The 23205-nt window shown below is 73.9% G+C and carries 20 protein-coding genes; 9 read left to right on the top strand and 11 right to left on the bottom strand.

Annotation, left to right across the window (positions count from 1 at the left end; translation table 11 throughout):
* Positions 1-25 precede the first annotated feature (25 nt).
* On the top strand, positions 26-1786 hold the full coding sequence (locus tag CLV72_RS10530) for a S9 family peptidase (protein WP_106244018.1): 1761 nt from the start codon (positions 26-28) through the stop codon (positions 1784-1786).
* A gap of 213 nt (positions 1787-1999) precedes the next feature.
* Here CLV72_RS10530 and CLV72_RS10525 read toward each other — a convergent pair whose 3' ends face one another.
* The gene (locus CLV72_RS10525; RefSeq protein ID WP_245930097.1) at positions 2000-4171 is read right to left on the bottom strand and encodes a transglycosylase domain-containing protein; all 2172 of its coding nucleotides are present in this window, start codon (positions 4169-4171) and stop codon (positions 2000-2002) included.
* Between the two features lie 372 nt (positions 4172-4543).
* On the opposite strand from CLV72_RS10525, the gene CLV72_RS10520 reads away from it, so the two are divergent.
* On the top strand, positions 4544-4843 hold the full coding sequence (locus CLV72_RS10520) for a WhiB family transcriptional regulator (RefSeq protein ID WP_106244015.1): 300 nt from the start codon (positions 4544-4546) through the stop codon (positions 4841-4843).
* A gap of 19 nt (positions 4844-4862) precedes the next feature.
* Here the strand turns inward: CLV72_RS10520 and bagB are convergent, their stop codons facing one another.
* On the bottom strand, positions 4863-6059 hold the full coding sequence (bagB, locus tag CLV72_RS10515; RefSeq protein ID WP_106244013.1) for an ATPase BagB: 1197 nt from the start codon (positions 6057-6059) through the stop codon (positions 4863-4865).
* Complete coding sequence (bagA, locus tag CLV72_RS10510) at positions 6059-7066, bottom strand: ATPase BagA (protein WP_211302808.1); 1008 nt, start codon at positions 7064-7066, stop codon at positions 6059-6061. Before bagA ends, bagB begins: the two co-directional genes overlap by 1 nt.
* Before the next feature lie 256 nt (positions 7067-7322).
* On the opposite strand from bagA, the gene CLV72_RS10505 reads away from it, so the two are divergent.
* The 5 genes from CLV72_RS10505 to CLV72_RS10490 all read left to right on the top strand — a co-directional run bounded on the left by CLV72_RS10505 (position 7323) and on the right by CLV72_RS10490 (position 10372).
* The gene (locus CLV72_RS10505; protein ID WP_106244006.1) at positions 7323-8405 is read left to right on the top strand and encodes a slipin family protein; all 1083 of its coding nucleotides are present in this window, start codon (positions 7323-7325) and stop codon (positions 8403-8405) included.
* A gap of 63 nt (positions 8406-8468) precedes the next feature.
* A complete protein-coding gene (gene sp36 / locus CLV72_RS31715) occupies positions 8469-8630 on the top strand; it encodes a Sp36 family protein (protein ID WP_146159408.1) in 162 nt (53 codons plus the stop codon).
* On the top strand, positions 8627-9094 hold the full coding sequence (locus CLV72_RS10500) for a RidA family protein (protein WP_106244001.1): 468 nt from the start codon (positions 8627-8629) through the stop codon (positions 9092-9094). Before sp36 ends, CLV72_RS10500 begins: the two co-directional genes overlap by 4 nt.
* Before the next feature lie 43 nt (positions 9095-9137).
* Complete coding sequence (locus tag CLV72_RS10495; protein ID WP_211302807.1) at positions 9138-9980, top strand: NUDIX hydrolase; 843 nt, start codon at positions 9138-9140, stop codon at positions 9978-9980.
* A 104-nt stretch (positions 9981-10084) separates the two neighbouring features.
* Positions 10085-10372, top strand: a complete 288-nt coding sequence (locus tag CLV72_RS10490) for a putative quinol monooxygenase (protein ID WP_106243997.1) — start codon at positions 10085-10087, stop codon at positions 10370-10372.
* Positions 10373-10748: 376 nt separating this feature from the next.
* Here CLV72_RS10490 and CLV72_RS10485 read toward each other — a convergent pair whose 3' ends face one another.
* From CLV72_RS10485 to nth, 3 genes are all read right to left on the bottom strand, one after another.
* A complete protein-coding gene (locus CLV72_RS10485) occupies positions 10749-11939 on the bottom strand; it encodes a MarP family serine protease (protein ID WP_106243994.1) in 1191 nt (396 codons plus the stop codon).
* Between the two features lie 93 nt (positions 11940-12032).
* Positions 12033-12719, bottom strand: a complete 687-nt coding sequence (locus tag CLV72_RS10480; protein ID WP_425428057.1) for an NUDIX hydrolase — start codon at positions 12717-12719, stop codon at positions 12033-12035.
* On the bottom strand, positions 12716-13456 hold the full coding sequence (gene nth / locus CLV72_RS10475) for an endonuclease III (protein WP_106243991.1): 741 nt from the start codon (positions 13454-13456) through the stop codon (positions 12716-12718). The genes CLV72_RS10480 and nth overlap by 4 nt, the downstream gene beginning before the upstream one ends.
* 375 nt (positions 13457-13831) lie before the next feature.
* Here nth and CLV72_RS10470 point away from each other — a divergent pair, with 375 nt between their 5' ends.
* The gene (locus tag CLV72_RS10470) at positions 13832-14515 is read left to right on the top strand and encodes a Crp/Fnr family transcriptional regulator (RefSeq protein ID WP_211302806.1); all 684 of its coding nucleotides are present in this window, start codon (positions 13832-13834) and stop codon (positions 14513-14515) included.
* A 76-nt stretch (positions 14516-14591) separates the two neighbouring features.
* On the opposite strand, the gene CLV72_RS10465 is transcribed toward CLV72_RS10470, so the two are convergent.
* The 4 genes from CLV72_RS10465 to nhaA all read right to left on the bottom strand — a co-directional run bounded on the left by CLV72_RS10465 (position 14592) and on the right by nhaA (position 19185).
* Positions 14592-15458 carry an MBL fold metallo-hydrolase gene (locus tag CLV72_RS10465; protein ID WP_245930096.1) on the bottom strand — a complete coding sequence of 289 codons (867 nt, stop codon included), beginning with the start codon at positions 15456-15458 and terminating at the stop codon, positions 14592-14594.
* Between the two features lie 373 nt (positions 15459-15831).
* Positions 15832-16326: a DUF309 domain-containing protein gene (locus tag CLV72_RS10460; RefSeq protein ID WP_106243985.1), complete on the bottom strand. Its 495-nt coding sequence runs from the start codon at positions 16324-16326 to the stop codon at positions 15832-15834.
* A gap of 26 nt (positions 16327-16352) precedes the next feature.
* Positions 16353-17282 (bottom strand): alpha/beta fold hydrolase, encoded by a 930-nt coding sequence (locus CLV72_RS10455; protein ID WP_106243982.1) that lies wholly within the window; start codon positions 17280-17282, stop codon positions 16353-16355.
* Between the two features lie 10 nt (positions 17283-17292).
* Positions 17293-19185, bottom strand: a complete 1893-nt coding sequence (nhaA, locus tag CLV72_RS33180; RefSeq protein ID WP_106243980.1) for a Na+/H+ antiporter NhaA — start codon at positions 19183-19185, stop codon at positions 17293-17295.
* Positions 19186-19394: 209 nt separating this feature from the next.
* On the opposite strand from nhaA, the gene CLV72_RS10445 reads away from it, so the two are divergent.
* Positions 19395-20717, top strand: a complete 1323-nt coding sequence (locus CLV72_RS10445) for an amidohydrolase (RefSeq protein WP_211302805.1) — start codon at positions 19395-19397, stop codon at positions 20715-20717.
* Positions 20718-21180: 463 nt separating this feature from the next.
* Here the strand turns inward: CLV72_RS10445 and acs are convergent, their stop codons facing one another.
* Complete coding sequence (gene acs, locus CLV72_RS10440; RefSeq protein WP_106243977.1) at positions 21181-23181, bottom strand: acetate--CoA ligase; 2001 nt, start codon at positions 23179-23181, stop codon at positions 21181-21183.
* Positions 23182-23205 lie beyond the last annotated feature (24 nt).

The following is a 23205-nucleotide window of genomic DNA, read 5'->3' as shown; positions in this document are numbered from 1 at the left end:
ATGCGCAGCCTGGTTAACTGGCCGCATGGTCGACGACGAGCGCTGGAAGGCGCGGTTCCGGGCCGCCCGGGTCTCACTGCCCGAGTGGGCCGAGCAGGCACCTCATCGGAACCTGTACCGCAGCAACACCACCGGAGTGTGGGAGCTGTACACCTGGGACCGAGAATCCGGAACCCACCGCCAGGTCACCGACCGCGCCGAGGGCACGGTCACCGGAGCCGTCGACCCCTCGGGCGAATGGCTGTGGTGGTTCGACGACACCGACGGCGACGAGTTCGGCGTCTGGCGGCGGCAGCCCTTCACCGGCGGCCCCGACGAGCCCGCCGTGGCCGGCCTGGAACCCTCCTACCCGTCCGGCCTGTGCCTGGGCGCGTCGGGCACCGCCGTGGTCGGCGGCTCCACCGACGACGGCTTCACCGTGCACATCTCCGGGCCCGGCCGCCCGACCCGGCTCATCTACCGCCACGAGCAGGACGGCGGCGTCGCGGCGCTCTCCCGCGACGAGCGGCTGATCGCCATCGAGCACAGCGAGCACGGCGACAGCCGGCACCCGGCCCTGCGGGTGCTCACCGCCGACGGCACCACCGTCGCCGACCTGTGGGACGGTCCGGGCAAGGGCCTGGCGGCCGTCGGCTTCGCCCCGCTGCCCGGCGACGATCGGCTGCTCGTGCTGCACGAGCGGCGCGGCCGCAGCGCGCCGCTGATCTGGCATCCCGGCAGCGGCGAGGAGTTCGAACCGCGGATCGAGCTGCCCGGGGAGATCAGCGCCGACTGGTACCCGGACGCGTCGGCGCTGCTGATCGCGCACGAGTACCAGGCGCGCACCCGACTGTTCCGGTACGAGCTGGCCGGCGGCGCCCTCACCGAGATCGACACGCCCGCCGGCTCCATCGGCTCGGCCACCGCCCGACCCGACGGCACGGTCGAGTACTCCTGGTCCAGCTCGGCCCGGCCGCCGGCGGTCCGCGCCTCCGACGGCCGCGTCATCCTCACCGCCGAGGGCCCTGCGGCCCCTCCCTCGGTGCCGGCGGTCGACGCGTGGGTCGACGGGCCCGGCGGACGCGTGCACGCGCTGATATCGCTGCCGGCCGAGGCCACCGCCCCGTACCCGACCGTCTTCATCGCGCACGGCGGCCCCACCGCGCACGACGCCGACCAGTTCGCGCCCGACGTCGCCGCCTGGGTCGACCAGGGCTACGCCGTGGCGCGGGTGAACTACCGGGGCTCGACCGGCTACGGCAGCGCCTGGCGGGACGCGCTCGAAGCCCGCATCGGGCTCACCGAACTGGAGGACATCCGGGCGGTGCGCGACTGGATGGTCGCCTCCGGCCAGGCCGACCCGGCCCGGATCGCGCTGACCGGGGGATCGTGGGGCGGATTCCTCACCTTGCTCGGCCTCGGCGTCCACCCAGACGCATGGAGCGCGGGCGCGGCCGCGGTGCCGGTCGCGGATTACGTCGCGGCATACGAAGACGAAATGGAAGCGCTCCAGGCGTTCGACCGTTCGCTGTTCGGCGGAAGCCCGGACGAGGTGCCGGACCGCTATCGGGAGTCCTCGCCCATCACCTACATCGAGCAGGTGAAGGCGCCCGTGCTGGTGCTGGCCGGGGCCAATGACCCGCGCTGCCCGATCCGGCAGATCGACAACTACCTGAAGCGCCTCGCCGAACTCGGCAAGGCGCACGAGGTGTACCGCTTCGACGCCGGCCACGGCTCACTCGTCGTGGAGGAACGCGTGCGCCAGATGGCCGCCGAGATCGCCTTCATCCGCAAGTACCTCGGCTGACGGAAGGCCCCCGCCCGATCGGCCCGGGCTGCTCGCGGCGGACCGGCGGGGCGCCCCGGTGCGGCCGGCACCGAACCGTCCGCCGGGCACACCCCTCCCCGGGACCAGGGGGGACCCCTTGATTAAAGCCTGCCCGATCCCCGCCCACAGGGCCAGCCCCGTCCCGGTGCCTGTGGACGGAGCGGGACGCTGCGTCCACAGGCACCGGGTTCGTCAGTCGTCGTCGTTGCCGCGGCCGTTGCCATTCCCGTTGCCGTTCCCGCCGCCGCCTTCGCCGCCGCCCTCGTCGTTCTCCTGCTGCTGCTGTTCCTGCTGCTGGCGGAGCTGGGAGGGGGTGTTGAAGCGGCCGGGTGCGCCGGGGAAGCCCTCGGCCTCCAGGCCCTCGGTGGCGACCTGCATGGTGGCCTGCCAGATAGGGGCGGGGATGGTGCCGCCGTACACGGCGGGGTAGTACTGGCCGCCGATCTCGACGTTCTCCAGGCGGTGCTCCGGCTGCGAGCCGCGCGGGTCGCCGACGGCGACGATACCGGTCAGGTTCGGGGTGTAACCCGCGAACCAGGCGTACTGGGACCGGTCCGCGGTGCCGGTCTTGCCGGCCGCCGGGCGGGACAGGCCGCTGCCGTAGGCGGTGCCGCCCGGCCGGAAGCCGGCCTGCAGCAGAGTGTTCACCCCGTCGGCGACCTCCTGGGAGATGGCCCGCTCGCAGTCGGACTCGAACTCCATCGTCTCGCCGTTCACCCGGTCGCGGATCTCGGTGATCGCCATCGGCTCGCAGCGGATGCCGCGGCTGGCGAAGGTGGAGTACACCGTCGCCATGGTCAGCGGCGACACCTCGTTGCTGCCCAGGGTGAAGGAGGCCACCTGGTTCAGCTCGTTGCCGTCGGCGCGGTGCGCGCCCAGCCGCTCGGCCATCTGCACGACGTCGCAGAGCCCCACCCGGCTCTCCAACTGCGCGAAGTAGGTGTTCACCGAACCGGCCGTGCCGCTGCGCATGTCGTGGATGCCGGCGTTGCTCTCACTGGAGTTGGCGACGTTCCACGGGTCCGCGGGGGAGGTGACGTTGTTGCCGTCGCAGTCCTGGAAACCGGAGCTCAGCGACATGCTGCCCGGCGAGTTGAAGTCGGTGCCGAAGCCCATGCCCTCGTCCAGCGCCGCCGCCAGGGTGATCGCCTTGAAGGTGGACCCGGGCTGGAAGCCGGTGCTGCCGCCCTGGTCGGCATCGACGGAGTAGTTCACGGCGGTGACGCCGCGCTCGTCCTCGTTGCCGTACTCGGTGCTCTGCGCCATGGCGCGGATCTCGCCGCTGCCCGGCTCCATCAGCACCTCGGCCGCGATCTTGTTGGACGGGTCGCCGACCGGCACCCGCTCCTCGATCGCGTTCTGCGCCGCCTCCTGCATGTCGAGGTCGAGGGTGGTGTGGATGACCAGGCCGTTGCGGCGCAGGAACTCCGAGCGCTCCTCGGGGGTCTCGCCGAACTGCGGGTTGCTCTCGATCTCGCGGACGACGTAGTCGCAGAAGTACGGCGCCTCGCTGAAGTAGCAGCCGTTCTCGTGCTCGACGACGTCCAGCTCCAGTTCGGTGGCTGCCGCCTCGTCGTGCTGCTCCTGGGTGATCATCCCGTTGGCGAGCATCCGGCCGAGCACCTCGTTCCGCCGGATCAGCGCGTTCTCCGGGTACACCGTGGGGTCGTACTGGTACGGGTAGCGCACCAGCCCGGCCAGCAGCGCGGCCTGCGGCAGCGTCAGCTCGGCGGCGGTGGTGTTGAAGAAGTGCTGCGCCGCCGACTCGATGCCGTAGGCGCCGTCGCTGAAGTACACGATGTTGAGGTAGCGCTCCAGGATCTCGTCCTTGGTGAGCCGCTGCTCCAGCGCCAGCGCGTAGCGCAGCTCCCGCAGCTTGCTCGGGATGCTGGCGTTGCGGATCGCCTGCGCCTCCTCCTGGGTGGCTGCGCTGTAGACCTGCACGTTCTCGACGTACTGCTGGGTGAGGGTCGAACCGCCCTCGGTGTTGCCCGACAGGGTGCGCAGCGCGGCCCGGAAGGTGCCCTGCACGTCCACGCCGCCGTGCTCGTAGAAGCGCTCGTCCTCGATGGCGAGCATGGCCTGCTGCATCACCGGGGAGATCTCGTCCAGGCCGACCAGCTCGCGGTTCTGGTCGTAGATCTCGGCGATCACCTCGTCATCGCGGTCCAGGATCACCGAGCGCTGCGGGGGAGGCGGGGTCTCCAGTTCCGTCGGGAGCTCCAGGAAGCCCAGCGACGCGTTTCGCGCCGTGATGCCCATGCCGCCGACGGCAGGCAGCGCCAGCGCGGCGACGAGCACGCCCGCGATGACCCCGATGCCGATCAGCTGCCCGATCTTGCGAAGAATCGTCAACTGAACCACGGCTCCAAGGGTACGTGTCGATACGGTGCACCGGGTGCGCCCGATGCGTTCGGATTCAACCGTTCTTGTTACGTATCGCACCGCACGCGGCCCTTCAAGACCGGCGATGACCCCATTGCCACCCCCTCCCGATCCGGCCGCCGCGCAAGCGCCGACCGCTCCCACCTGGGCGGTTGCCCTTCTCCCCGTAGATGACTAGTCCGTTCGGATGGCATGGCACTCCCGGGCTATGCCAGAAATGGGCCCAACGGGGGCTGTTGATGGACGGGTCCGTTCTCCTAACTTCTTGCCTGCGGCTTCATGAAAGGCGGCACGGCGTCCGCGCCCGTCGGCCACCCAGAGCTACGCACGAAGAATTTGGGGAGTGGACTCATGTGGATCACGGATTGGACCGCTCGCGCCGCGTGCCGTACGACGGATCCGGATGCGTTGTTCGTCCAGGGCGCGGCGCAGAACAGGGCCAAGCTGGTCTGCCGGGGCTGCCCGGTGCGCACGGAGTGCCTCGCTGACGCGCTGGACAACAGGATCGAGTTCGGTGTCTGGGGCGGAATGACCGAGCGGGAGCGCCGCGCGCTGCTGCGCCGCCGCCCCGACGTCGACTCCTGGCGCGACCTCCTGGAGGACGCCCGCCAGGCCTACGAGCAGACCGGCGACGAACTCGTCGCCAGCTGACCCCCGGCGCGGCGCCGGGTCAGTCCCCGGCCTCGGCGGAGCCACCCCCGAGTGCCGCCCCGATCCGGCGCAGCGCCGCCAGGTCGTGCACGTCCTCCGGCTGCGCCGGCACCTCCGCCACCGCGATCGCGGGATGCGCCGAAGTGAAGTGCTCGCGCAGCCTGCGCTCCCTGGCGATGGTTCTCATCCGGTCGGCGTGCAGGCGCAGCGCCGCCTCGGTCAGTCCGCGGCCCTCGGCCGGCTCCGCGGCGGCGGAGCCGGTCCGGCCCTGCGCCAGCGTCTCCGCCGCGGCCAGGCTTCGGGCCGCCGACAGCTCCGGTAGCGCACTGCGGTGCACCCGGTTCAGCACCAGCCCCGCCAGCGGCATCCGCTCCCGGTCCAGCCGCTCCACGAAGTAGGACGCCTCCCGCAGCGCGTCGCGCTCGGGCGCCGCCACCACCACGAACGCGGTGCCCTGGGTCTGCAGCAGCCGGTAGGTCTGCTCGGCGCGCTCCTGGAAGCCGCCGAAGACGGCGTCGAAGGCGGTGACGAAGGTCTGCATGTCCTTGAGCACCTGCGCGCCGAGCACCTTGGTGACCACCCCGGTGAACATGCCGAAGCCGGCGCCCAGCAGCCGCAGGTAGGCGCGCCCGCCCGCCTTCGCCGGGGCGGTGAGGATCTTGATGAGCCGCCCGTCCAGGAAGCGGCCGAGCCGCTTGGGCGCGTCCAGGAAGTCCAGCGCCGACCTGCTCGGCGGGGTGTCGACGATGATCAGATCCCACTCGTCGGACTGGCGCAGCTGCCCCAGCTTCTCCATCGCCATGTACTCCTGGGTGCCGGAGAAGCTGGACGACAGCGACTTGTAGAACGGGTTCGCGAAGATCTGTCTGGCCCGGTCGGGATCGGCGTGCGCTTCGACGATCTCGTCGAAGGTCCGCTTCATGTCCAGCATCATCGCGTGCAGGGTGCCGCCCGCCGCGGTGTCGGCGCCCGGGACCGGGCGGGGGATGTTGTCCAGCTCGGTCAGCCCCATCGACTGGGCCAGCCGGCGGGCCGGGTCGACCGTCAGCACCACCGCGTCGCGGCCCCGCTCGGCCGCGCGCAGCCCCAGCGCGGCCGCCGTGGTGGTCTTGCCCACCCCGCCCGAGCCGCAGCAGACGATGATCCGGGTCCGCGGGTCGTCGATCAGCGCGTCCGCGTCCAGGGCCGCCGGTTCGGCCTGCGCTCCTACCGCCATCACGCCGCTTCCTGCTCGCGCAGCTCCCCGGCCAGCCGGTACAGGCCCGCCAGGTCCATGTCGTCGGGGAGAAGCGGCAGCTCGTAGCAGGGCAGCCCGGCCCGCTCCAGCACCTCCCGCACGTTCCGCTCCAGCGCCACCCGCCGGGCGTGCCCGACGAGCTCCGCCGACAGCCCCTCGGCGGTGCGCTCGGGCTCGTCGAGCCCGGCCGCCTTGAGGCCGAGCACCAGCCGGGCCGTGTCGACGCCGCCGCCGGCCGCGGCCGCCATGTCGTCGTCGGACAGCAGCGGCGACCGCACCATGTTCACGATGATCCCGCCGGCGGGCAGCCCGGCGGCCCGCAGCTCCTCGATGCCGTCCAGCGTCTCCTGCGCGGGCATGTCCTCCAGCAGCGTGACGAAGTGCACGGCGGTCTGCGGGGAGCCGATCACCTTCATCACCGCGTCGGCGTGGTTGCGGATCGGGCCGACCCGGGCGATCCCGGCCACCTCCGTGTTGACGTTCAGGAAGCGGGTGATGCGGCCGGTGGGCGGCGCGTCCATCACGACGGCGTCGTACACGAAGCGGCCGGTGCGCTTGTCCCGGCGCCGCACCGCCTCGGTCGCCTTGCCGGTCAGCAGCACGTCGCGCAGACCGGGGGCGATGGTGGTGGCGAAGTCCATCACCCCGAGGCGGGTCAGCGCCCGCCCGGCCTGGCGCAGGTTGTAGAACATGGCCAGGTAGTCCAGCAGCGCCTCTTCGGGGTCGACCACCAGCGCGAAGACGTCGCCGCCGCCGGGCGCCACCGCCACCTTGCGCTCCTCGTAGGGCAGCGGCGGGACGTCGAACAGCTGGGCGATGCCCTGCCGGCCCTCCACCTCGATGAGCAGCACCTTGCGGCCGCCGGAGGCCAGGCCGAGCGCGAGCGCGGCGGCCGCGGTGGTCTTCCCGGTACCGCCCTTGCCGGTCACGACGTGCAGCCGTACGCCCTCCCAGTCGGAGTCGCGTGCACGCGGTGGTGTGTGCACCTCTCGCTACGCCCCTTGCCTGTCGGGTCCTCGTCCGTTCCGGCCGGGCCGCGCCTGCGGCCTGCGGCTTCGGGACCCCTTGATCCCGAGACTAGCGTTCGCTCCGGCGCGGGCCGCACAGCGGACCGGCCGCGCCGTCCGCCGCGGCCAGGAGGGGCCGCGAGGTTTCACGTGAACCCTCGCCTGTGCCATGGTCGTTCGCGACGACATGACGCGATCGACCGCACGACCACTCCGACGAGGTGTTCACAGACCCATGGAATTCGCCCTGATCGGCCTCGGCCTCTTCCTCCTTCTGATCCTGATCTTCCTGTTCGCGTCGATCAAACAGGTACAGCAGTACGAGAAGGGCATCGTGTTCCGCTTCGGCCGGATCCTGCCCGGCGTGCGCGAGCCCGGCCTCACCGTGATCCTGCCCTTCGTGGACACGATGCAGAAGGTCAACATGCAGGTCACCGTGATGGGCGTGCCCTCGCAGGAGTGCATCACCCGCGACAACGTCACGGTGCGCGTCGACGCCGTCGTGTACTTCATCGTGGTCGACCCGATCAAGGCGATCGTGAACGTGCAGAACTACATGTACGCCGTGTCGCAGGTCTCGCAGACCTCGCTGCGCGCCGTGATCGGGCGCAGCGAGCTGGACCAGCTGCTGTCGGAGCGCGACATGATCAACGACGAGCTGGCCCGGATCATCGACGAACCGACCGAGGGGCCGTGGGGGATCCGGGTGGACCGGGTAGAGATCAAGGACGTGGCGCTCCCGCCGGACATGCAGCGGCTCATGTCGCGCCAGGCCGAGGCCGACCGCGACCGCCGCGCCCGGATGATCTCGGCCGACGCCGAGTACCAGGCGTCCAAGCGGCTGGCCGCCGCCGCGCAGGTGCTGCAGCGCGACCCCGCCTCGCTCCAGCTGCGGCTGCTGCAGACCCTGGTGGACGTGGCGGCCGAGAAGAACAACACCGTCATCATGCCGCTGCCGATCGAGCTGCTGCGCTTCGTCGGCGACGCCGGGCGCGGCACCGCGGCGCCCTCGGGCGGCGACCACGCCGAGGAGGCGGCTCCGTCCGAGCACGCCGACCCGCTCGACGCCGAGGTCCGCGAGATCAGCGGCACCGAACTGACCAGCGGGCAGCGCCGCGAGGACCTGCCCGCCGCCACCGGCTCCGGGCCCTACGACGCCCCGGCGGCGCACGGCGGCTGGAGCGACCCCAGCGGCGGGAACCCCGACGCGCAGCGCACCCAGACCGTGCGGCCCGGGCAGCAGGGCGACTGGGAGCAGTACCCCGCGCAGCCCGGCTACCCGCCGGCCGCGCCCGGCTGGGGACCGCAGCCGGGCTGACCGGCCGCGGTGCGGGGCCGGGCCAGGGCGGTACCCGGGGGCCGGAACCCGTACGCTTTCCCCATGGCGAACGTGAAATGGGAGTACGTGACCGTCCCGCTGCTGGTGCACGCCACCAAGCAGATCCTCGACAACTGGGGCGAGGACGGCTGGGAGCTGGTGACCGTCATCCCCGGGCCCAACCCCGAGCAGCTGGTGGCCTACCTGAAGCGCGAGAAGGTGTGAGCGGGGCCGACCCCGAGGGGCGCCTCGCCGAACTCGGCCTGCGGCTGCCCGAGCCGGCCAGACCGCTCGCCGCGTACGTGCCCGCGGTGCGCACCGGCGACCACGTCTACACGGCCGGGCAGCTGCCGATGGTCGACGGCGAGCTCGCGGGCACCGGCAAGGTCGGCGCCGACGTCACGCCCGAGCGGGCCGCCGAACTGGCCGCGGTGTGCGCGCTGAACGCGCTCGCCGCGGTCAAGGCCGAGATCGGCGCGCTCGCGCGGGTGGTGCGGGTGGTCAAGGTCACCGGCTACATCGCCAGCGCCCCCGGCTTCACCGCGCAGCCCGCCGTGCTGAACGGCGCGAGCGAGCTGCTGGGCGCCGTCTTCGGCGACCGGGGCCGCCACGCGCGCAGCGCGGTCGGCGTGCCGGTGCTGCCGCTGGACGCGCCCGTCGAGGTGGAGCTGATCGTCGAAGTGGAGTGACCGGGCGGCGGGCCCGGCCCGCACCGTCGAGGGGAGTGCGCCGATGGACCGTCCGCGACGGGTGAGACTCGCCACCGAACTGGACGAGCGGGCCGCCGAGATCCTGGCCGGGCGGCTGGAGCCCGCCGAACCGCGCGACGCCGCCACGGTGGTGCTGCTGGCCGACGGCGCCGCCGGGCCGCGCGCCTACCTGCTGCGCCGGGCGGCGACGATGCCCTTCGCGGCGGGCTTCCACGTCTTCCCCGGCGGCCGGGTGGACCCGCGCGACGCCGAGAGCGCGCCCCGCTGGGCCGGGCCGCCGCCGCGGTGGTGGGCCGAGGCGCTGGGCGCCGACCCGGCGCTGGCGCGGGCCCTGGTGTGCGCCGCGGTGCGCGAGACCTTCGAGGAGACGGGGGTGCTGCTGGCCGGCCCGGACACGCGCTCCGTGGTGGCCGACACCCGCGGCGACGACTGGGAGGCCGACCGCCGCGCCCTGGAGGACCACTCCCAGTCCCTCGCCGCCTTCCTGGACCGGCGCGGCCTGGTGCTCCGCTCCGACCTGCTGGCGCCCTGGGCCAGGTGGATCACCCCCGCCGTCGAGCCGCGCCGCTACGACACCAGGTTCTTCGCGGCCGCCCTCCCGCAGGGGCAGCGCACCCGCCTGGTCGGCGGCGAGGCCGACCACGGCGAGTGGCTGGACGCCGACGCGGCCGTGGCCGCCTGGCGGGAGGGGCGGCTGCCGATGCTGCCGCCGACCGTCACCACGCTGCGCCAGGTCGCGCGCTCCCGCACCGTCGCCGACGTCCTGGCCCGGCCCCGCACGGTCGTGCCCATCGAACCGAAGATCGTCCTCATCGACGGCGAACCCCACATCGTGCCGCACGGCGAGGTGGAGTACCCGGCCTAGCCGGGTCCCGTTCCGGACGGGCCACGGCCGGTTGGGCGATGAGTTCCGCGCCGGCCGGAGGTCGTCACCCGTGACGGATCGTCGAACCGGACACGGGAGCGCACATGGTCATCGTCGCGGGGCACATCATGGTCGAGCCGCACCAGCGTGAGTCGTACCTGGCCGGCTGCGTCGGCGTCGTCGAACAGGCCAGGCGCGCCCCCGGCTGCCTCGACTTCGCGATCGGCGCGGACCCGCTGGACCCCGGCCGCGTCAACATCTTCGAGCGGTGGGAGACCCAGGCCGCCGTCGAGGACTTCCGGGGCAGCGGCCCCTCCGGCGAGCAGACCGCCGCGGTGCTGGCCGCCACGGTGGCCGAGTACGACATCGCGGGGAGCCGGGATCTGACCTGATCCGGATCCCCGGCCTTACCCGGGCCCCTGCCTGGCCGGGGCCCGGGCCCCGGCACCTGCCCCCTCGGTTCGGGCCCGTTCTCGAAACGCGCGCCTCCCGGTTTCCCCCACCCCCCACCCTCCCAAGGGGGGCACACCCACCCCGGGCGGTCCCGCCTCCGGCTCCCCGGAACCACGCTGGCAGCCGCGGGCGCCGGGCGCCAGTCGGCGCAGCCGTCTGTGGACAAGTCGGGACCTCGCGGTGGCGACCTGTGGATAACCGGCGCCGGTTCTCGCGGACCGGGCGGCGGAGCCGTATCGTTGGCCGCCCGGAGCCGCCCGCATCCTGCTGAATCGTGCTGACCGCCCCCCGACGACCGCGCGAGCGAGGGCCCGGTCAGTCGCACTCCTGGGTGGAGACCGGGCGCACCGCCCCGGCGCCCTCCTCGGCCGGGGCCGACACCTCCTCGGCGGTCAGCGCGTAGCCGGTCTCCGGGTCGTCGGTGGCGGCCGCGAAGATCACGCCGTACACCCGCCCGTCCGGCGACAGCAGCGGCCCGCCGGAGTTGCCCGGCGCCACCTCGGCGCGCAGCTGGAAGATCTCCCGGCTGACCTGCTCCTCCTGGTAGATGTCGAAGCCCTGCGCGATCTGCCTGGCCCGCACCCGCGCCGGCACCACGGTGAAGCCCTGGTTGCGCGGGAAGCCCGCCACCACCGCGTCGTCGCCCGACTCCGCGCCCTCGGCGAACTCCAGCGGCTCCAGGTCCAGGCCGGGCACGTTCAGCACCGCCAGGTCGCGCTGGGGGTCGTAGAGGACGACCTCGCTCTCGAGCTGCTGCCCCGACCGGGTCATCACCTCCGGGCCCTCGGTCACCCCCGCCACGACATGCGCGTTGGTCATCACCCGCTCCGGCGCGAACACGAAACCGGTGCCCTCGATCTGCCGTCCGCACGACGGCGCCGTGCCGAGCACCTTGACGATGCTGTGGCTGGCCTCCCGCAGCTCCTCGGTGTTCAGCACGGCCGGATCGGGCTCGGGCACCTCCACCGTGGCGCCCGGCCCGAGCCCGCTGAAGAACTGCGGGAACGCGCTGTTGTCGACGATCCGGCGGAATTGGGCGAACCAGGTGTGCGCCACGTCGGGCATGGCGGCGTCGACCGTGCGCAGCACCTGGGAGTCCCTGACCTGGCCGCCGACGACGGGGAACGCGGAGTTCGCCAGCGCGCTGCCGACCAGCCAGGCGACCAGCAGCACCGACAGGCCGCTGATCAGCGCGCCGCCGATCGAGTCCACCACCCGGGCGCTGTGCAGCACCACCCGCTCGCGGATCAGCGCACCGCCGTAGGAGGTCAGGAACTGCCCGAGCGCCGCGCCGAGGAATACCACCGCGATGGCCAGCAGCGACTGCTGCGCCGGCACCGACACCACCTGCTGCACCAGCGGCGGCGCCAGCAGCGCTCCGAGCACGCCGCCGCCGATGAAGCCCACGAAGCTGAGCGCGCCGACGATGAAGCCCTGGCGGTAGCCGAGGAAGCCGAAGAGCACGACGAGGAGGATCAGGAAGACGTCCAGGAGACTGCCGTGCATTCGCCAACCGTACCTATCGGCCCGAGGCGGCCCTCGGGGTCGGACACCATCGTTTCAGACCCCGCCCCCGCACCGGAACCGAGATCCCGCGGCTCAGTTCAGCGGGGTGAGGTCCTCCACCGGGGCGTCCGCCAGCCACGGCCGCTCCCAGCCGCCCAAGGCCAGCAGCCGGTCCAGCACCCCGGCGGTGAAGCCCCAGATCAGCATGGACTGGGCCCGGAATGCCGGGCTCAGGTGCCCGATACCGGCCTGCCGCACCCTGATCCGCAGCCGGTTGGCCGGATCGACCAGCTCGGCCACCGGCACCCGCGCCACCGCCGCCACCTCGCCCGCGTCGGCCGGCCACACCGCGCTCGGGCTCCGCCACCACGCCAGCACCGGGTTCACCCGGAAACCGCTGTGCGCGACGTAGAGCTGCGGCAGCGTGCCCAGCACCTGCACACCGGACGGGTCAAGGCCGGTCTCCTCGGTCGCCTCGCGCAGCGCCGCCGCGACCGGCCCGGAGTCGGTGGCGTCGATGGCGCCGCCCGGGAAGGCCGGCTGGCCGGCGTGCCGGCGCAGCCCGGTGGCGCGTTGGATCAGCAGCAGGTCGGGGCCGTGCGTGCCCTCGCCGAACAGCACCAGGATCGCCGACGGCCGCCCGCCCTCGCGCGGCGGCCGCATGTTGACCGGCACCGGCGCGGCCAGCGCGGCACGGTGCAGCTCCCGCAGCCACTCCGGCGCCGCCGCGTCGGCCGGCTCCGCGCCGGCCGCGCCGCCGCGCCCGTAGAGCCCCGTCACGAGAACGGGCCCGTGCGGACGAGCTTGCGGGCCGCCGCCTCCTCGACCGGGCCGGTGCCGAACGACGGGCACAGCGCCGCCAGCCCGCACACCCCGCACGCCGGGCGCCTGGAGTGGCAGATGCGGCGGCCGTGCCAGATCAGCCGGTGCGACAACATCGTCCACTCCTTGGGCGGGAACAGGTCGGCGATCCGCTGCTCGACCCGGACGGGGTCGGTCTCCTCGGTCCAGCCGAAGCGGCGGACCAGCCGCCCGAAGTGGGTGTCGACGGTGAGCCCGGGCACGCCGAAGGCGTTGCCGAGCACGACATTGGCGGTCTTGCGCCCCACACCGGGCAGGGTGACCAGCTCGTCCAGGGTCCTGGGCACCTCGCCGCCGAAGCGGTCGCGTATCGCCGCCGACAGGCCGAGCAGGGACCTCGCCTTCGCCCGGAAGAAACCGGTCGGCCTGATCAGCGCCTCCAGCTCCTCGGGGTCGGCGGCCGCCATCTCCTCGGGGGTGGGGAAGCGCGCGAACAGCGCGGGGGTGGTGCGGTTCACCCGCACGTCGGTGGTCTGCGCCGACAGCACTGTGGCGACCAGCAGCTGGAAGGAGTCGGCGAAGTCGAGTTCGCAGTGGGCGTCGGGATAGGTCTCGGTCAGGATGCGGTTCATCCGCCGCGCCCGCCGCACCAGGCCGAGCCGGGTCTCCGGCCGGCGGGCGCGCGCTCGTCCCGGAACCGCCGTTTTCGTCGCCATGCCGCCAGCGTACGGCGTGCGCCGCCGCCCTCCCGCCCGATCCCGGCGGCCCGCCCCGCCGCGCAGCCCGCCTGCGGCCGTCCTGGACCCGGTTCCGCGGCCGCCAAACGTGACCTGTGGAACATTAACCGGCGATCGACCGTTACTGACCTCGGAACACGGAGCACCCCGCGGGACTCGGGGAAGTGGTGACCGCCACCGGGCCGATCGCCTAAGGTGTCCGCTGGTGGCGCGCTGGGCGGAAACGCCTCGGCGCCGATGGCCGGCACCGCGGGCGGGGCCGGACCGAAGCGACGAACGGCCGGATCTGATCCTGGGTTCACAGGCGAGTGCGACGTGCGTCACACTGATGGCGACGGTTGCAAGGAGGAACGGGTGGACCAGACTGACGACGTACTGAGTAAGGCCCCGCTGTTCGCGGCGCTGAACGACGAGGGGGCCAACGCGCTCCGGGCGTCGATCACGGAGATCCGCCTGGGCCGGGGGCAGCGCCTGTTCGCCGAGGGCGACGCCGGCGACCGGCTGTACGTCATCCTCAGCGGCAAGGTGAAGCTGACCCGTACCGCCGTCGACGGCCGGGAGAACCTCCTCGGCGTGCTGGGCCCGGGCGAGATGTTCGGCGAGCTGTCGCTGTTCGACCCCCGCCCGCGCACCGCGAGCGCGATCGCGGTCACCGACGTGGTGCTCGCCGGGCTGGGCCACGACGACCTGCGCCCCTTCCTGGCCGACCGCCCCGAGGTGGCGGTCCACCTGCTCAAGGCGCTCGCCCAGCGGCTGCGCAGGACCAACGACGTGATGGCCGACCTCGTCTTCACCGACGTGCCCGGCCGGGTGGCCAAGCAGCTGCTCGACCTCGCCGAGCGCTTCGGCAAGCAGGGCGACGACGGCCTGCACGTGCACCACGACCTCACCCAGGAGGAGCTGGCCCAGCTGGTCGGCGCCTCGCGTGAGACAGTGAACAAGGCGCTGGCCGACTTCGCGGGCCGGGGCTGGCTGCGGATCGAGGCCAAGGCCGTGGTGCTGGTCGACGTGGAGCGGATGCAGAAGCGCGCCCGCTGAGGCCGCCGCACGGCGGCCGGGGGCGCGGTGTGCGCGCGGTCCGGGGACGTGGGAGGTCCCGGGCCGCCGGCCGGGCTCAGGGCGCGGGAGCATCGGCCCGAGGGGGGAACTCGCCGCGCTCCCGCAGGTAGTCCAGCTGCGCCCGCACCGAGAACAGGGCCGCGGTCAGCACACTGTCGTCGACGTCGTGGTAGACGGCGGCCACCACCTCCTCGTCGGTCCGCGCGCCCGCGGCGATCGCGGCCCGGATCTCGGCGAGCCGCTCCGTGCGGTGGCGCAGGTAGGCGTCGATCAGGTCGAGCGGCGCGGTGGAGAGCGGGCCGTGGCCCGGCAGCAGCGCCCGCATCCCGGTGGACGCCGCGAGCGCCCGCAGCCGCTCCATCGAGGCGAGGTAGTCGCCGAGGCTGCCCCCGTCCGGCGCGATCACGGTGGTGCCCCGGCCCAGCACGGTGTCGCCGGTGAGCAGCGCGCCGTCGGCCGGCAGGTGGAAGGCGAGGGAGTCCGAGGTGTGCCCCGGGGCGCCGACGACCCGCAGTTCGAGGCCGTCGGCCTCGATGACGTCGCCGTCGGTGAGCCCTTCGGCGCCGAAGCGGTAGTGCGGGTCGAGGGCGCGGACGGGCGCCCCGGTTAGTTCGTGGAATCGGCGGGCGCCGCCGGAGTGGTCCAGGTGCCGGTGGGTGAGCAGCGCGGCGGCCGGCCGCAGGCCGCGGGCGTCCAGAGCGGCCAGCACGCGGCGCAGGTGCGCGGGGTCGTCGGGCCCCGGGTCCACCACCAGCGCCGACGACGCCCCCGGTTCGGCCAGGATCCAGGTGTTGGTGCCGGTCAGCGTCATCGGCCCCGGGTTGTCGGCCAGCACGCAGCGGGCCCGGTCGGTGCCCGAGCCGTCGATGCCGTCCCGATCCGGTGCCGGTCTCGGCCCGCCCGCCGCTCCGGTGTCCGCCACGTCGACCACCTCCGTCGTAACCCGCGCCTCGTCGCGTCCGCTGCGCCAGACGGTAGCGCGAGGCCGCCGGCGCCACGTCGACCGGTCGCCCCGTCGACGTGTACCCGGGTCGACCCCTCGGCACGTACGCCGCGCCGGTGAGCCGCCCATTGCCCGAACCCTAGAGGGCGGCGGCGCGCCGGCCGGCCGAGCGGACGACTTGTCCACAGACCGGCACCGCGACGCCGCGACTTGTCCACAGCCGCCCGTACAGGGCTCGCGGCGCGCACCTTGAAGCGCGAGAATGGTTCCAAGGGGTGCCCCCAGGGAGGGCGGGGGACTGTCCAGGCGGTGTGGCTCGACGGTGTCGGCCGACGGGGCCGCGCGGCCGCGGCTACGGGCGGCGCAGCCGGAGTGTCAGTTCGCGGCCCTCGAAGGCGGACAGGCCCTCGCGGTCGATCCGGTCGGCGAGCTGCAGGGCGCGGGCGCGCAGGCCGGCGGTGTCGATGCGGTGCGGGGCGGGCTCGGGGTAGCCGGCCAGGTGGCCGGCGCCGCGGCGCAGCAGGGTGGCGGCGCCCGCCGGGTTGCCGCGCCGCACGTGGGTCAGTCCCACCGCCAGCTGCGCGAGGCCCCGCCACAGCTCCCGCTCGGGCTCCTCGGCCGCCTTCCAGACCGCTTCGAGCACTTCGTGCGCGTGGAAGGGGTAGTCGGTGTCCAGCAGCTCCTGGGCGCGGTCGAGCCCCTCATCAGGTGCGAACACGGCGTCGTCGGGCACCCGCGGCACCCCTTCGGCGGCGCCGCGCGCCAGCGGCCGGCCGTAGCCGTCCCGCGGCCGGTCGTTGCGGGCCCGGCCCGCCTCGTCGCGGCTGCGCGCCGCCGGTCCCTCCATCGCCGTCCCTCCTGTCTATGCCCTGCTCACCGGTCCGGCTCGGTGTCGTCCAGCCAGCCGATCAGCGCGGTGTCGAAGTCGTCGGGCCGCTCCTGGTGCGGGAAGTGGCCCGCCCCCTCGATCAGCCGCCACCGGTACGGGCCGTCGACGTAGCGGCCCGAGCCCTGCGCGCTGCCCGGCAGCACGCAGGTGTCCAGCGCGCCGTGCAGCTGGAGCGTCGGCGCCTGGACCGGGCGGCGCCGCATCGCGTTGAGGTAGCGGTGCCCGTCGGGGCGCACCTGCGAGCGGAACAGCCACCGGTAGGACTCCAGCGCGCTGTGCGCCACCCCCTGGATCCGGAAGGCCTCGCGGAACCGCCGCTCGGTCGCCGGATCGGGCCAGCCCGGCCGTGACCAGGCCCGCAGGATCCGCCCGACCAGCTCGGCCTCGCCGGCCACCAGCCGCCGCTCCGGCACCACCGGCAGCTGGAAGCCGAGCATGTGCCGGCTGGCCCACGCCTGGCTCCGCCGCGCCGGCACCGACGACAGCACCGCGCCGCGGAACCGCACCGGGTGCGGCATGGACACCACCGCCAGCCGCCGCACCACCTTGGGGTACTGGCTGGCCATCGTCCACGCCACCAGCCCGCCCAGCGCGTGGCCCACCACGGCCGCCCGCGGCTCGCCCAGCGCGCGCACCAGGCCCGACGCGTCGCCGGCCAGGGTGTTCAGGTCGTAGCCGCGCGGCGGCTTGTCGCTGCCGCCGTACCCGCGCAGGTCGACGGCGACCGCCCGGTACCCGGCCTCGGCCAGCGCCGTGAGCTGGTGGTGCCACGACCACCAGAACAGCGGGAAGCCGTGCAGCAGCAGCACCAGCGGCCCCTCGCCGGCCTCGGCCAGGTGGAATCGGGTGCCGCCCGCGGTGACGGTGCGGTGGGCCCAGGGCCCATCGACGAAGACCACGGACTCCGCTGGCATCGGCGCTGGATCAGCCCGACAGCTCGGAACCGCGCCTGAGCATGGCCAGGTCGTCGCCGAGCGTCTCACGGGTGCGCTTGAGCGCGTCGAAGTTCCGCAGCCAGCGGCTGGCCACGAAGATCAGCACCACCGCGACGAGGACGTACACCCCGGCCGCGATCAGGAAGCCGGCCCAGTCGGGCAGGCCGAAGGCGGCGATCCCCAGCGCGAGCGCCATCGAGAGCAGGATGAGGACCAGGTGGCCCATGAAGGCGGCGATCGCGCCCAGGACGACGCCGATCGCCACCCGGCGGGTGTCGCGGGCGATCTCGAGCTTGGCCAGCTCGATCTCCCCCCGGACGAGCTCGGAGACGTCCTGGGTGGCCAGCGCCACCAGGTCGCCCAGGGAGTGCGCCGTGGGCTCCCGCTCGGCGGCGTCCAAGCGCCCGGTCTGGGGTACGGACATTCGTGCGGCTCCTTCGTGCTCCGCGGCGCCCTCCGCGTTCGCGATCCGCGGGCCGCCGCGACCGGGGGGCGGTCCGGAGGCGCCGGCGGCGGGCCGGGCGCCGGGTCCGGCGGGGAGGGCCGGATCGGCGGGGGGCGGGCTGTTCGGTCGGTTGCCGGCCGGGTGCGCGCCGTGCTCCTCGCCGGCGAACGGCCCGGCCGCCCCGAAGACGCCCTCGGCGTGGCTGTAGTCGTGCTCGCGCGCCGCCGCGGCCACCTCCTCCCGGCTCGGCGCCTGACGCCTGCGCCGCCGGATCTGCAGGCGGAGCAGGACCACCGCGACCGTCGCCGCGATCGCGGAGGCGGTCAGGACGGCGATCTTCACTTCTTCGTACCGCTCGGTGCCGCCGTAGGCGAGTTCGCCGATGAGCAGCGCCACCGTGAACCCGATTCCGGCGAGCGCGGCCGCCGCGCCGATGTCGCGCCAGCCGAGTTCATCTGACAGCTTGGCGAATCCCAACCGCACGGACAACCACGAACCGCCGAGAATTCCGATGAACTTGCCGAACACGAGGCCCAGCACGATGCCGATCGCGACGGGGTCGGCCACCGCCCGCTCCAGCGCCTCGGGGGTCAGCGCCACGCCGGCGCTGAAGAGCGCGAAGAGCGGTATGGCCAGGCCGGTGGAGATCGGCTGCGCCAGGAACAGGGTGCGGTCCAGCGGCGACTCCGACTCCCCGGGCCGCTCCTCCAGCCGGGTCAGCAGGCCGATCGCCACACCCGCGATGGTGGCGTGCACGCCGCTGTAGTGCATGAACGCCCAGGCCAGCACGCCCAGCGGGATGTAGATCCAGGCGCCGCGCACCCCCAGGCGCTGCAGCCCCCAGTAAACGGCCAGCACGGCGACCGTCGCGCCCAGCCAGCCGAGTTCGAGGTGGTCGGTGTAGAAGACCGCGATGACCGCGATCGCGCCGAGGTCGTCCACCACCGCCAAGGTCAGCAGGAACACGCGCAGCGCCAGCGGCAGCGCGCCGCCGGCCACCGCCAGCACCGCGACGGCGAGCGCGATGTCGGTGGCCATCGGGATCGCCCAGCCCGCCGCCGCGCCGGGCGTACCGAAGCTCACCGCCGTGTAGATCAGCGCCGGCACCGCCATGCCGCAGAAGGCGGCGATGATCGGCAGCCGGGCGCGGCGCGGGTCGCTCAGCTCGCCGTTGACGAACTCCTCCTTGAGTTCGAGGCCGACGACGAGGAAGAAGATCGCGAGCAGGCCGTCGGCGGCCCAGTGGCCGACCGTCAGCTCCAAGTGCAGGCTCGCGATGCCGATCTCGGTGTCGCGGAGCGCGGTGTACAGGCCCTCCCAGGGCGAGTTCGCCCAGACCAGCGCGACCACCGCGGCGACGAGCATCGCCACGCCCCCCACGGTGGGGTTGTGCAGCCCGTCGAGCGACCGGCGGAGTACCGCGGGGATTCGCGCCATGGAAGGGACCTCCGGTCTCGTGGTTCGGACATACGGCGACGCCCGCCGACCAGACTTCCCGGCACACCTCGCAACACGATACAGATCGACGTGCGGGGACGCGCTGGGCGCCCTCGGCCCCGAAGATCATCGCACCGCGGTGCCGTCCGCGGCCCGAACGCCGCGGCATACCGGGACAATGGGGTGTCACGACGATCCGGGAGGCGCTGGTGCGGCAGGAGACCCCGACGGCGGCGGACCTGGTGGTCACCGGCGGCACACTGCTGGCGATGGACGGCCGCCCGCCGCTGCCCGGCGGCGCCGTGGCGGTGCGCGACGGCGCCGTGCTCGCGGTCGGCACCGCGGCCGAGGTGGCCGCGCGGCACCCCGCGGCCGAGGTCGTCGACGCGTGCGGCGGACTGGTGCTGCCCGGGCTGGTGAACACGCACACCCACCTGGCGATGACCCTGCTGCGCGGCGTGGCCGACGACGTCGACACTCACGACTTCCTGGCCCGCGTGCTGCCGATGGAGGCCGGGGAGCTGGACGCGGAGCTGGTGGGGCTCGGCGCCGAACTCGCCATCGCCGAGTCGATCCGGGCCGGCACCACCACCGCCCTGGACATGTACTGGTACCACGAGGCGGCGGCCGCCGCCGCGGAGCGGACCGGCTTCCGGCTGCTGGCCGGCCCTGTCTTCATGGACCTCGGCGAGGGCCCCGACGGCCGGGGCTACGCCGAGCGGATACCGTGGGCCCGCGCCGACCTGGCCGGCTACGCGCCGGGCCCCGGCGGCCGCCGCTACGTGTTCCCGCACAGCGTCTACGCCCTGGGCCCCGACCGGCTGCGCGAGGTCGCCGCGCTGGCCCGCGAGCACGGCGCGCTGCTGCACGTCCACGCCGCCGAGACCGCCGGGGAGGTCGCGGCCGCGGTGGAGCGGTACGGCAGGCGCCCGGTGGAACTGCTGGCCGACACCGGGCTGCTCGGCCCCGACGTGCTGCTGGCGCACGCCGTGCACCTCACCGACGACGAGATCGCCGAGATCGCCCGCACCGGCACCGCGGTGGCGCACTGCCCGGCCTCCAACCTCAAGCTCGCCTGCGGCGTCGCGCCGCTGCCCGCGCTGCTGGAGGCGGGCGTACCGGTGGGCCTGGGAACCGACGGCGCCGTCACCTCCAACACCCTGGACATGTTCACCGTGCTGCGGCTCACCGCGCTGCTGCACAAGGGCGGCGGCGACCCCACCGCCGTCCCGGCCGAGCAGGCGGTGCGGCTGGCCACCCTCGGCGGCGCCGAGGCGCTGGGCGCGGCCGGCAGCTTGGGCGCGCTCGCGCCCGGCCACCGGGCCGACATCGTCGTGGTCGACCTGGACCGCCCGCACCTGCGCCCGCACCGCGACCCCTGGTCCGCGCTGGCCTACGCCGCCGCGGGCGCCGACGTGCGCCACGTCGTCATCGACGGGCGGGTGGTGCTGCGCGACCGCGAGCTGACCACGATCGACGAGGCCCGGCTGCTGGCGCGCGTGGACGAGGCGGTGGAGCGGCTGTCGGCCTGAGCGGGGCCCGGCTTCACCCGGCCGGGAACCGCTCCACCACGGGCGCCGGCCGCTCAGGCGGCACGACGTGCCCTTGCCCGGGGCGGCAACCCGCCGCCCCCGCCGCACACTCCCGCCGCGCCCGGCTCACCGCCGCGGCCAACGGTCCCCTGCACGAGGTCAGTCCCCCGCCCACCCTGGGGGGCTCCCCTTGGAACCATTCTCGCGCCACGCGGTGCGCGCCGCGAGCCCCGGACCGGCGGCTGTGGACAAGTCGCGGCGCGGTGATGCCGACCTGTTGACAAGTCGCGGCCTCTCCCCGGTCACCGGCCGGGGAGCCGTACCGTGCAGCGCCGGGGTCCGCCGAGCGTCAGCCTCGACGGTCGCGAGGCGCGTCCGCACACGCGGACGCCCCGGCCGCACACGGGCGGCCGGGGCGTCGCCGGTCGGAGCCCGGCCCGCCGGAGCGGGCCGGGCGGCCGCGCTACTCGTCGGACTTGGCGCCCGGCAGCTTGGCGGCGATCAGCTCCATCACGGTGGAGTCGGTGAGCGTGGTGACGTCGCCCAGCTGCCGGTTCTCGGCCACGTCGCGCAGCAGCCGCCGCATGATCTTGCCGGACCGGGTCTTGGGCAGCTCCGGCACCACCAGGATCTGGCGCGGCTTGGCGATCGGGCCGAGCGAGGCGCCGACGTGGTCGCGCAGCTCGCGCACCAAGGCGTCGCCGTCGTCGGCGCCCTCGCCGCGCAGGATCACGAAGGCGACGATGGCCTGGCCGGTGAGCGGGTCGGTGGCGCCCACCACCGCGGACTCGGCCACCTTGGGGTGGGAGACCAGCGCCGACTCCACCTCGGTGGTGGAGATGTTGTGCCCGGACACCAGCATGACGTCGTCGACCCGGCCCAGCAGCCAGATGTCGCCGTCCTCGTCGCGCTTGGCGCCGTCGCCCGGGAAGTACAGGCCCTCGAAGCGTGACCAGTAGGTGTCGCGGTAGCGCTGGTCGTCGCCCCAGATGCCGCGGAGCATCGACGGCCACGGCTCGCTGACGACGATGAAGCCGCCGCCGCCGTTGGGCACCGGCGCGCCCTGGTCGTCGACGACGTCGGCGGAGATGCCCGGCAGCGGCCGCATGGCCGCCCCCGGCTTGCCCTCGGTGACGCCCGGCAGCGGCGAGACCATGATGGCGCCGGTCTCGGTCTGCCACCAGGTGTCGACCACCGGGGTGCGGTCGCCGCCGATGTGGTGGCGGTACCAGACGTAGGCCTCGGGGTTGATCGGCTCGCCGACCGAGCCGAGCAGCCGCAGCGACGACAGGTCGTGCTGGGCGGGCACCTCGTCGCCCCACTTCATGAAGGTGCGGATCGCCGTCGGCGCGCAGTACAGGATGGTGACGCCGTACTTGGCCACCAGCTCCCACCAACGGCCGCGGTGCGGGGTGTCGGGGGTGCCCTCGTACATCACCGAGGTGGCGCCGTTGGCCAGCGGCCCGTAGACGATGTAGGAGTGGCCGGTGACCCAGCCGATGTCGGCCGCCGTCCAGTAGACGTCGGTCTCGGGCTTGAGGTCGAAGACCGCCCAGTGCGACCAGGCCACCTGGGTGAGGTAGCCGCCGGTGGTGTGCAGGATGCCCTTGGGCTTGGCGGTGGTGCCGCTGGTGTACATGATGTACAGCGGGTGCTCGGCGTCGTGCGCCTCGGCGGTGTGCTCGGTGCTCTGCCGCTCCACCACGTCGTGCCACCACACGTCGCGGCCCTCGGTCCAGGCCACCTCCTGGCCGGTGCGCCGCACCACCAGCACCGTGCGCACGCCCGGGCGGTCCTTGACGGCCTCGTCGACGTTCGGCTTGAGCGCGCTCGGCGCGCCGCGGCGGTAGCCGCCGTCGGCGGTGATGACCACCGAGGCGTCGCTGTCGTCGATGCGGCCGCGCAGCGCGTCGGCGGAGAAGCCGCCGAACACCACCATGTGCGGGGCGCCGATCCGGGCGCAGGCCAGCATGGCCACCACGGTCTCGGGGATCATCGGCATGTAGATCGCGACCCGGTCGCCCTTGGCCACGCCCAGTTCGGTGAGCGCGTTGGCCGCCTGGTTCACCAGGTCCTGGAGTTCGGCGTAGGTGATCACCCGGGCGTCGCCGGGCTCGCCCTCCCAGTAGTAGGCCACCCGGTCGCCGCGTCCGGCGGCGACGTGGCGGTCGACGCAGTTCACGGCGGCGTTGAGCGTGCCTCCGGTGAACCACTTCGCGAACGGCGCGTCCCATTCGAGCACGGTGTCCCAGGGGCGCTCCCACTGCAGCCGGCCCGCCTGCCGCTCCCAGAACGCCAGCCGGTCGGCGGCCGCCTCGTCGTAGGCGTCGGCCTTGACGTTGGCGGCCGCGGCGAGTTCGGCGGGCGGCGCGAAGCGCCGCGACTCCTGCAGCAGGTTGGAGAGGGTCTGCTGACCCTCCGGCCCCCGCGCCCCGGATCCTCCTTGTGGCGTCTCCTGTGCCACCGCGACACCCCTTCTCGTCTGCGT

The organism is Allonocardiopsis opalescens, from assembly GCF_003002095.1.
Taxonomy (GTDB): Bacteria; Actinomycetota; Actinomycetes; order Streptosporangiales; family Streptosporangiaceae; genus Allonocardiopsis; species Allonocardiopsis opalescens.
This window is presented reverse-complemented; position numbering and strand designations above follow the sequence as displayed.

Coding starts and splice junctions, on each gene's coding strand:
- CLV72_RS10530 (WP_106244018.1), top strand. CDS start 26: ATGGTCGACGACGAGCGCTGGAAGGCGCGGTTCCGGGCCGCCCGGGTC.
- CLV72_RS10520 (WP_106244015.1), top strand. CDS start 4,544: ATGTGGATCACGGATTGGACCGCTCGCGCCGCGTGCCGTACGACGGAT.
- bagB (WP_106244013.1), bottom strand. CDS start 6,059: ATGGCGGTAGGAGCGCAGGCCGAACCGGCGGCCCTGGACGCGGACGCG.
- CLV72_RS10505 (WP_106244006.1), top strand. CDS start 7,323: ATGGAATTCGCCCTGATCGGCCTCGGCCTCTTCCTCCTTCTGATCCTG.
- sp36 (WP_146159408.1), top strand. CDS start 8,469: ATGGCGAACGTGAAATGGGAGTACGTGACCGTCCCGCTGCTGGTGCAC.
- CLV72_RS10495 (WP_211302807.1), top strand. CDS start 9,138: ATGGACCGTCCGCGACGGGTGAGACTCGCCACCGAACTGGACGAGCGG.
- CLV72_RS10490 (WP_106243997.1), top strand. CDS start 10,085: ATGGTCATCGTCGCGGGGCACATCATGGTCGAGCCGCACCAGCGTGAG.
- CLV72_RS10485 (WP_106243994.1), bottom strand. CDS start 11,939: ATGCACGGCAGTCTCCTGGACGTCTTCCTGATCCTCCTCGTCGTGCTC.
- nth (WP_106243991.1), bottom strand. CDS start 13,456: ATGGCGACGAAAACGGCGGTTCCGGGACGAGCGCGCGCCCGCCGGCCG.
- CLV72_RS10460 (WP_106243985.1), bottom strand. CDS start 16,326: ATGGAGGGACCGGCGGCGCGCAGCCGCGACGAGGCGGGCCGGGCCCGC.
- CLV72_RS10455 (WP_106243982.1), bottom strand. CDS start 17,282: ATGCCAGCGGAGTCCGTGGTCTTCGTCGATGGGCCCTGGGCCCACCGC.
- nhaA (WP_106243980.1), bottom strand. CDS start 19,185: ATGGCGCGAATCCCCGCGGTACTCCGCCGGTCGCTCGACGGGCTGCAC.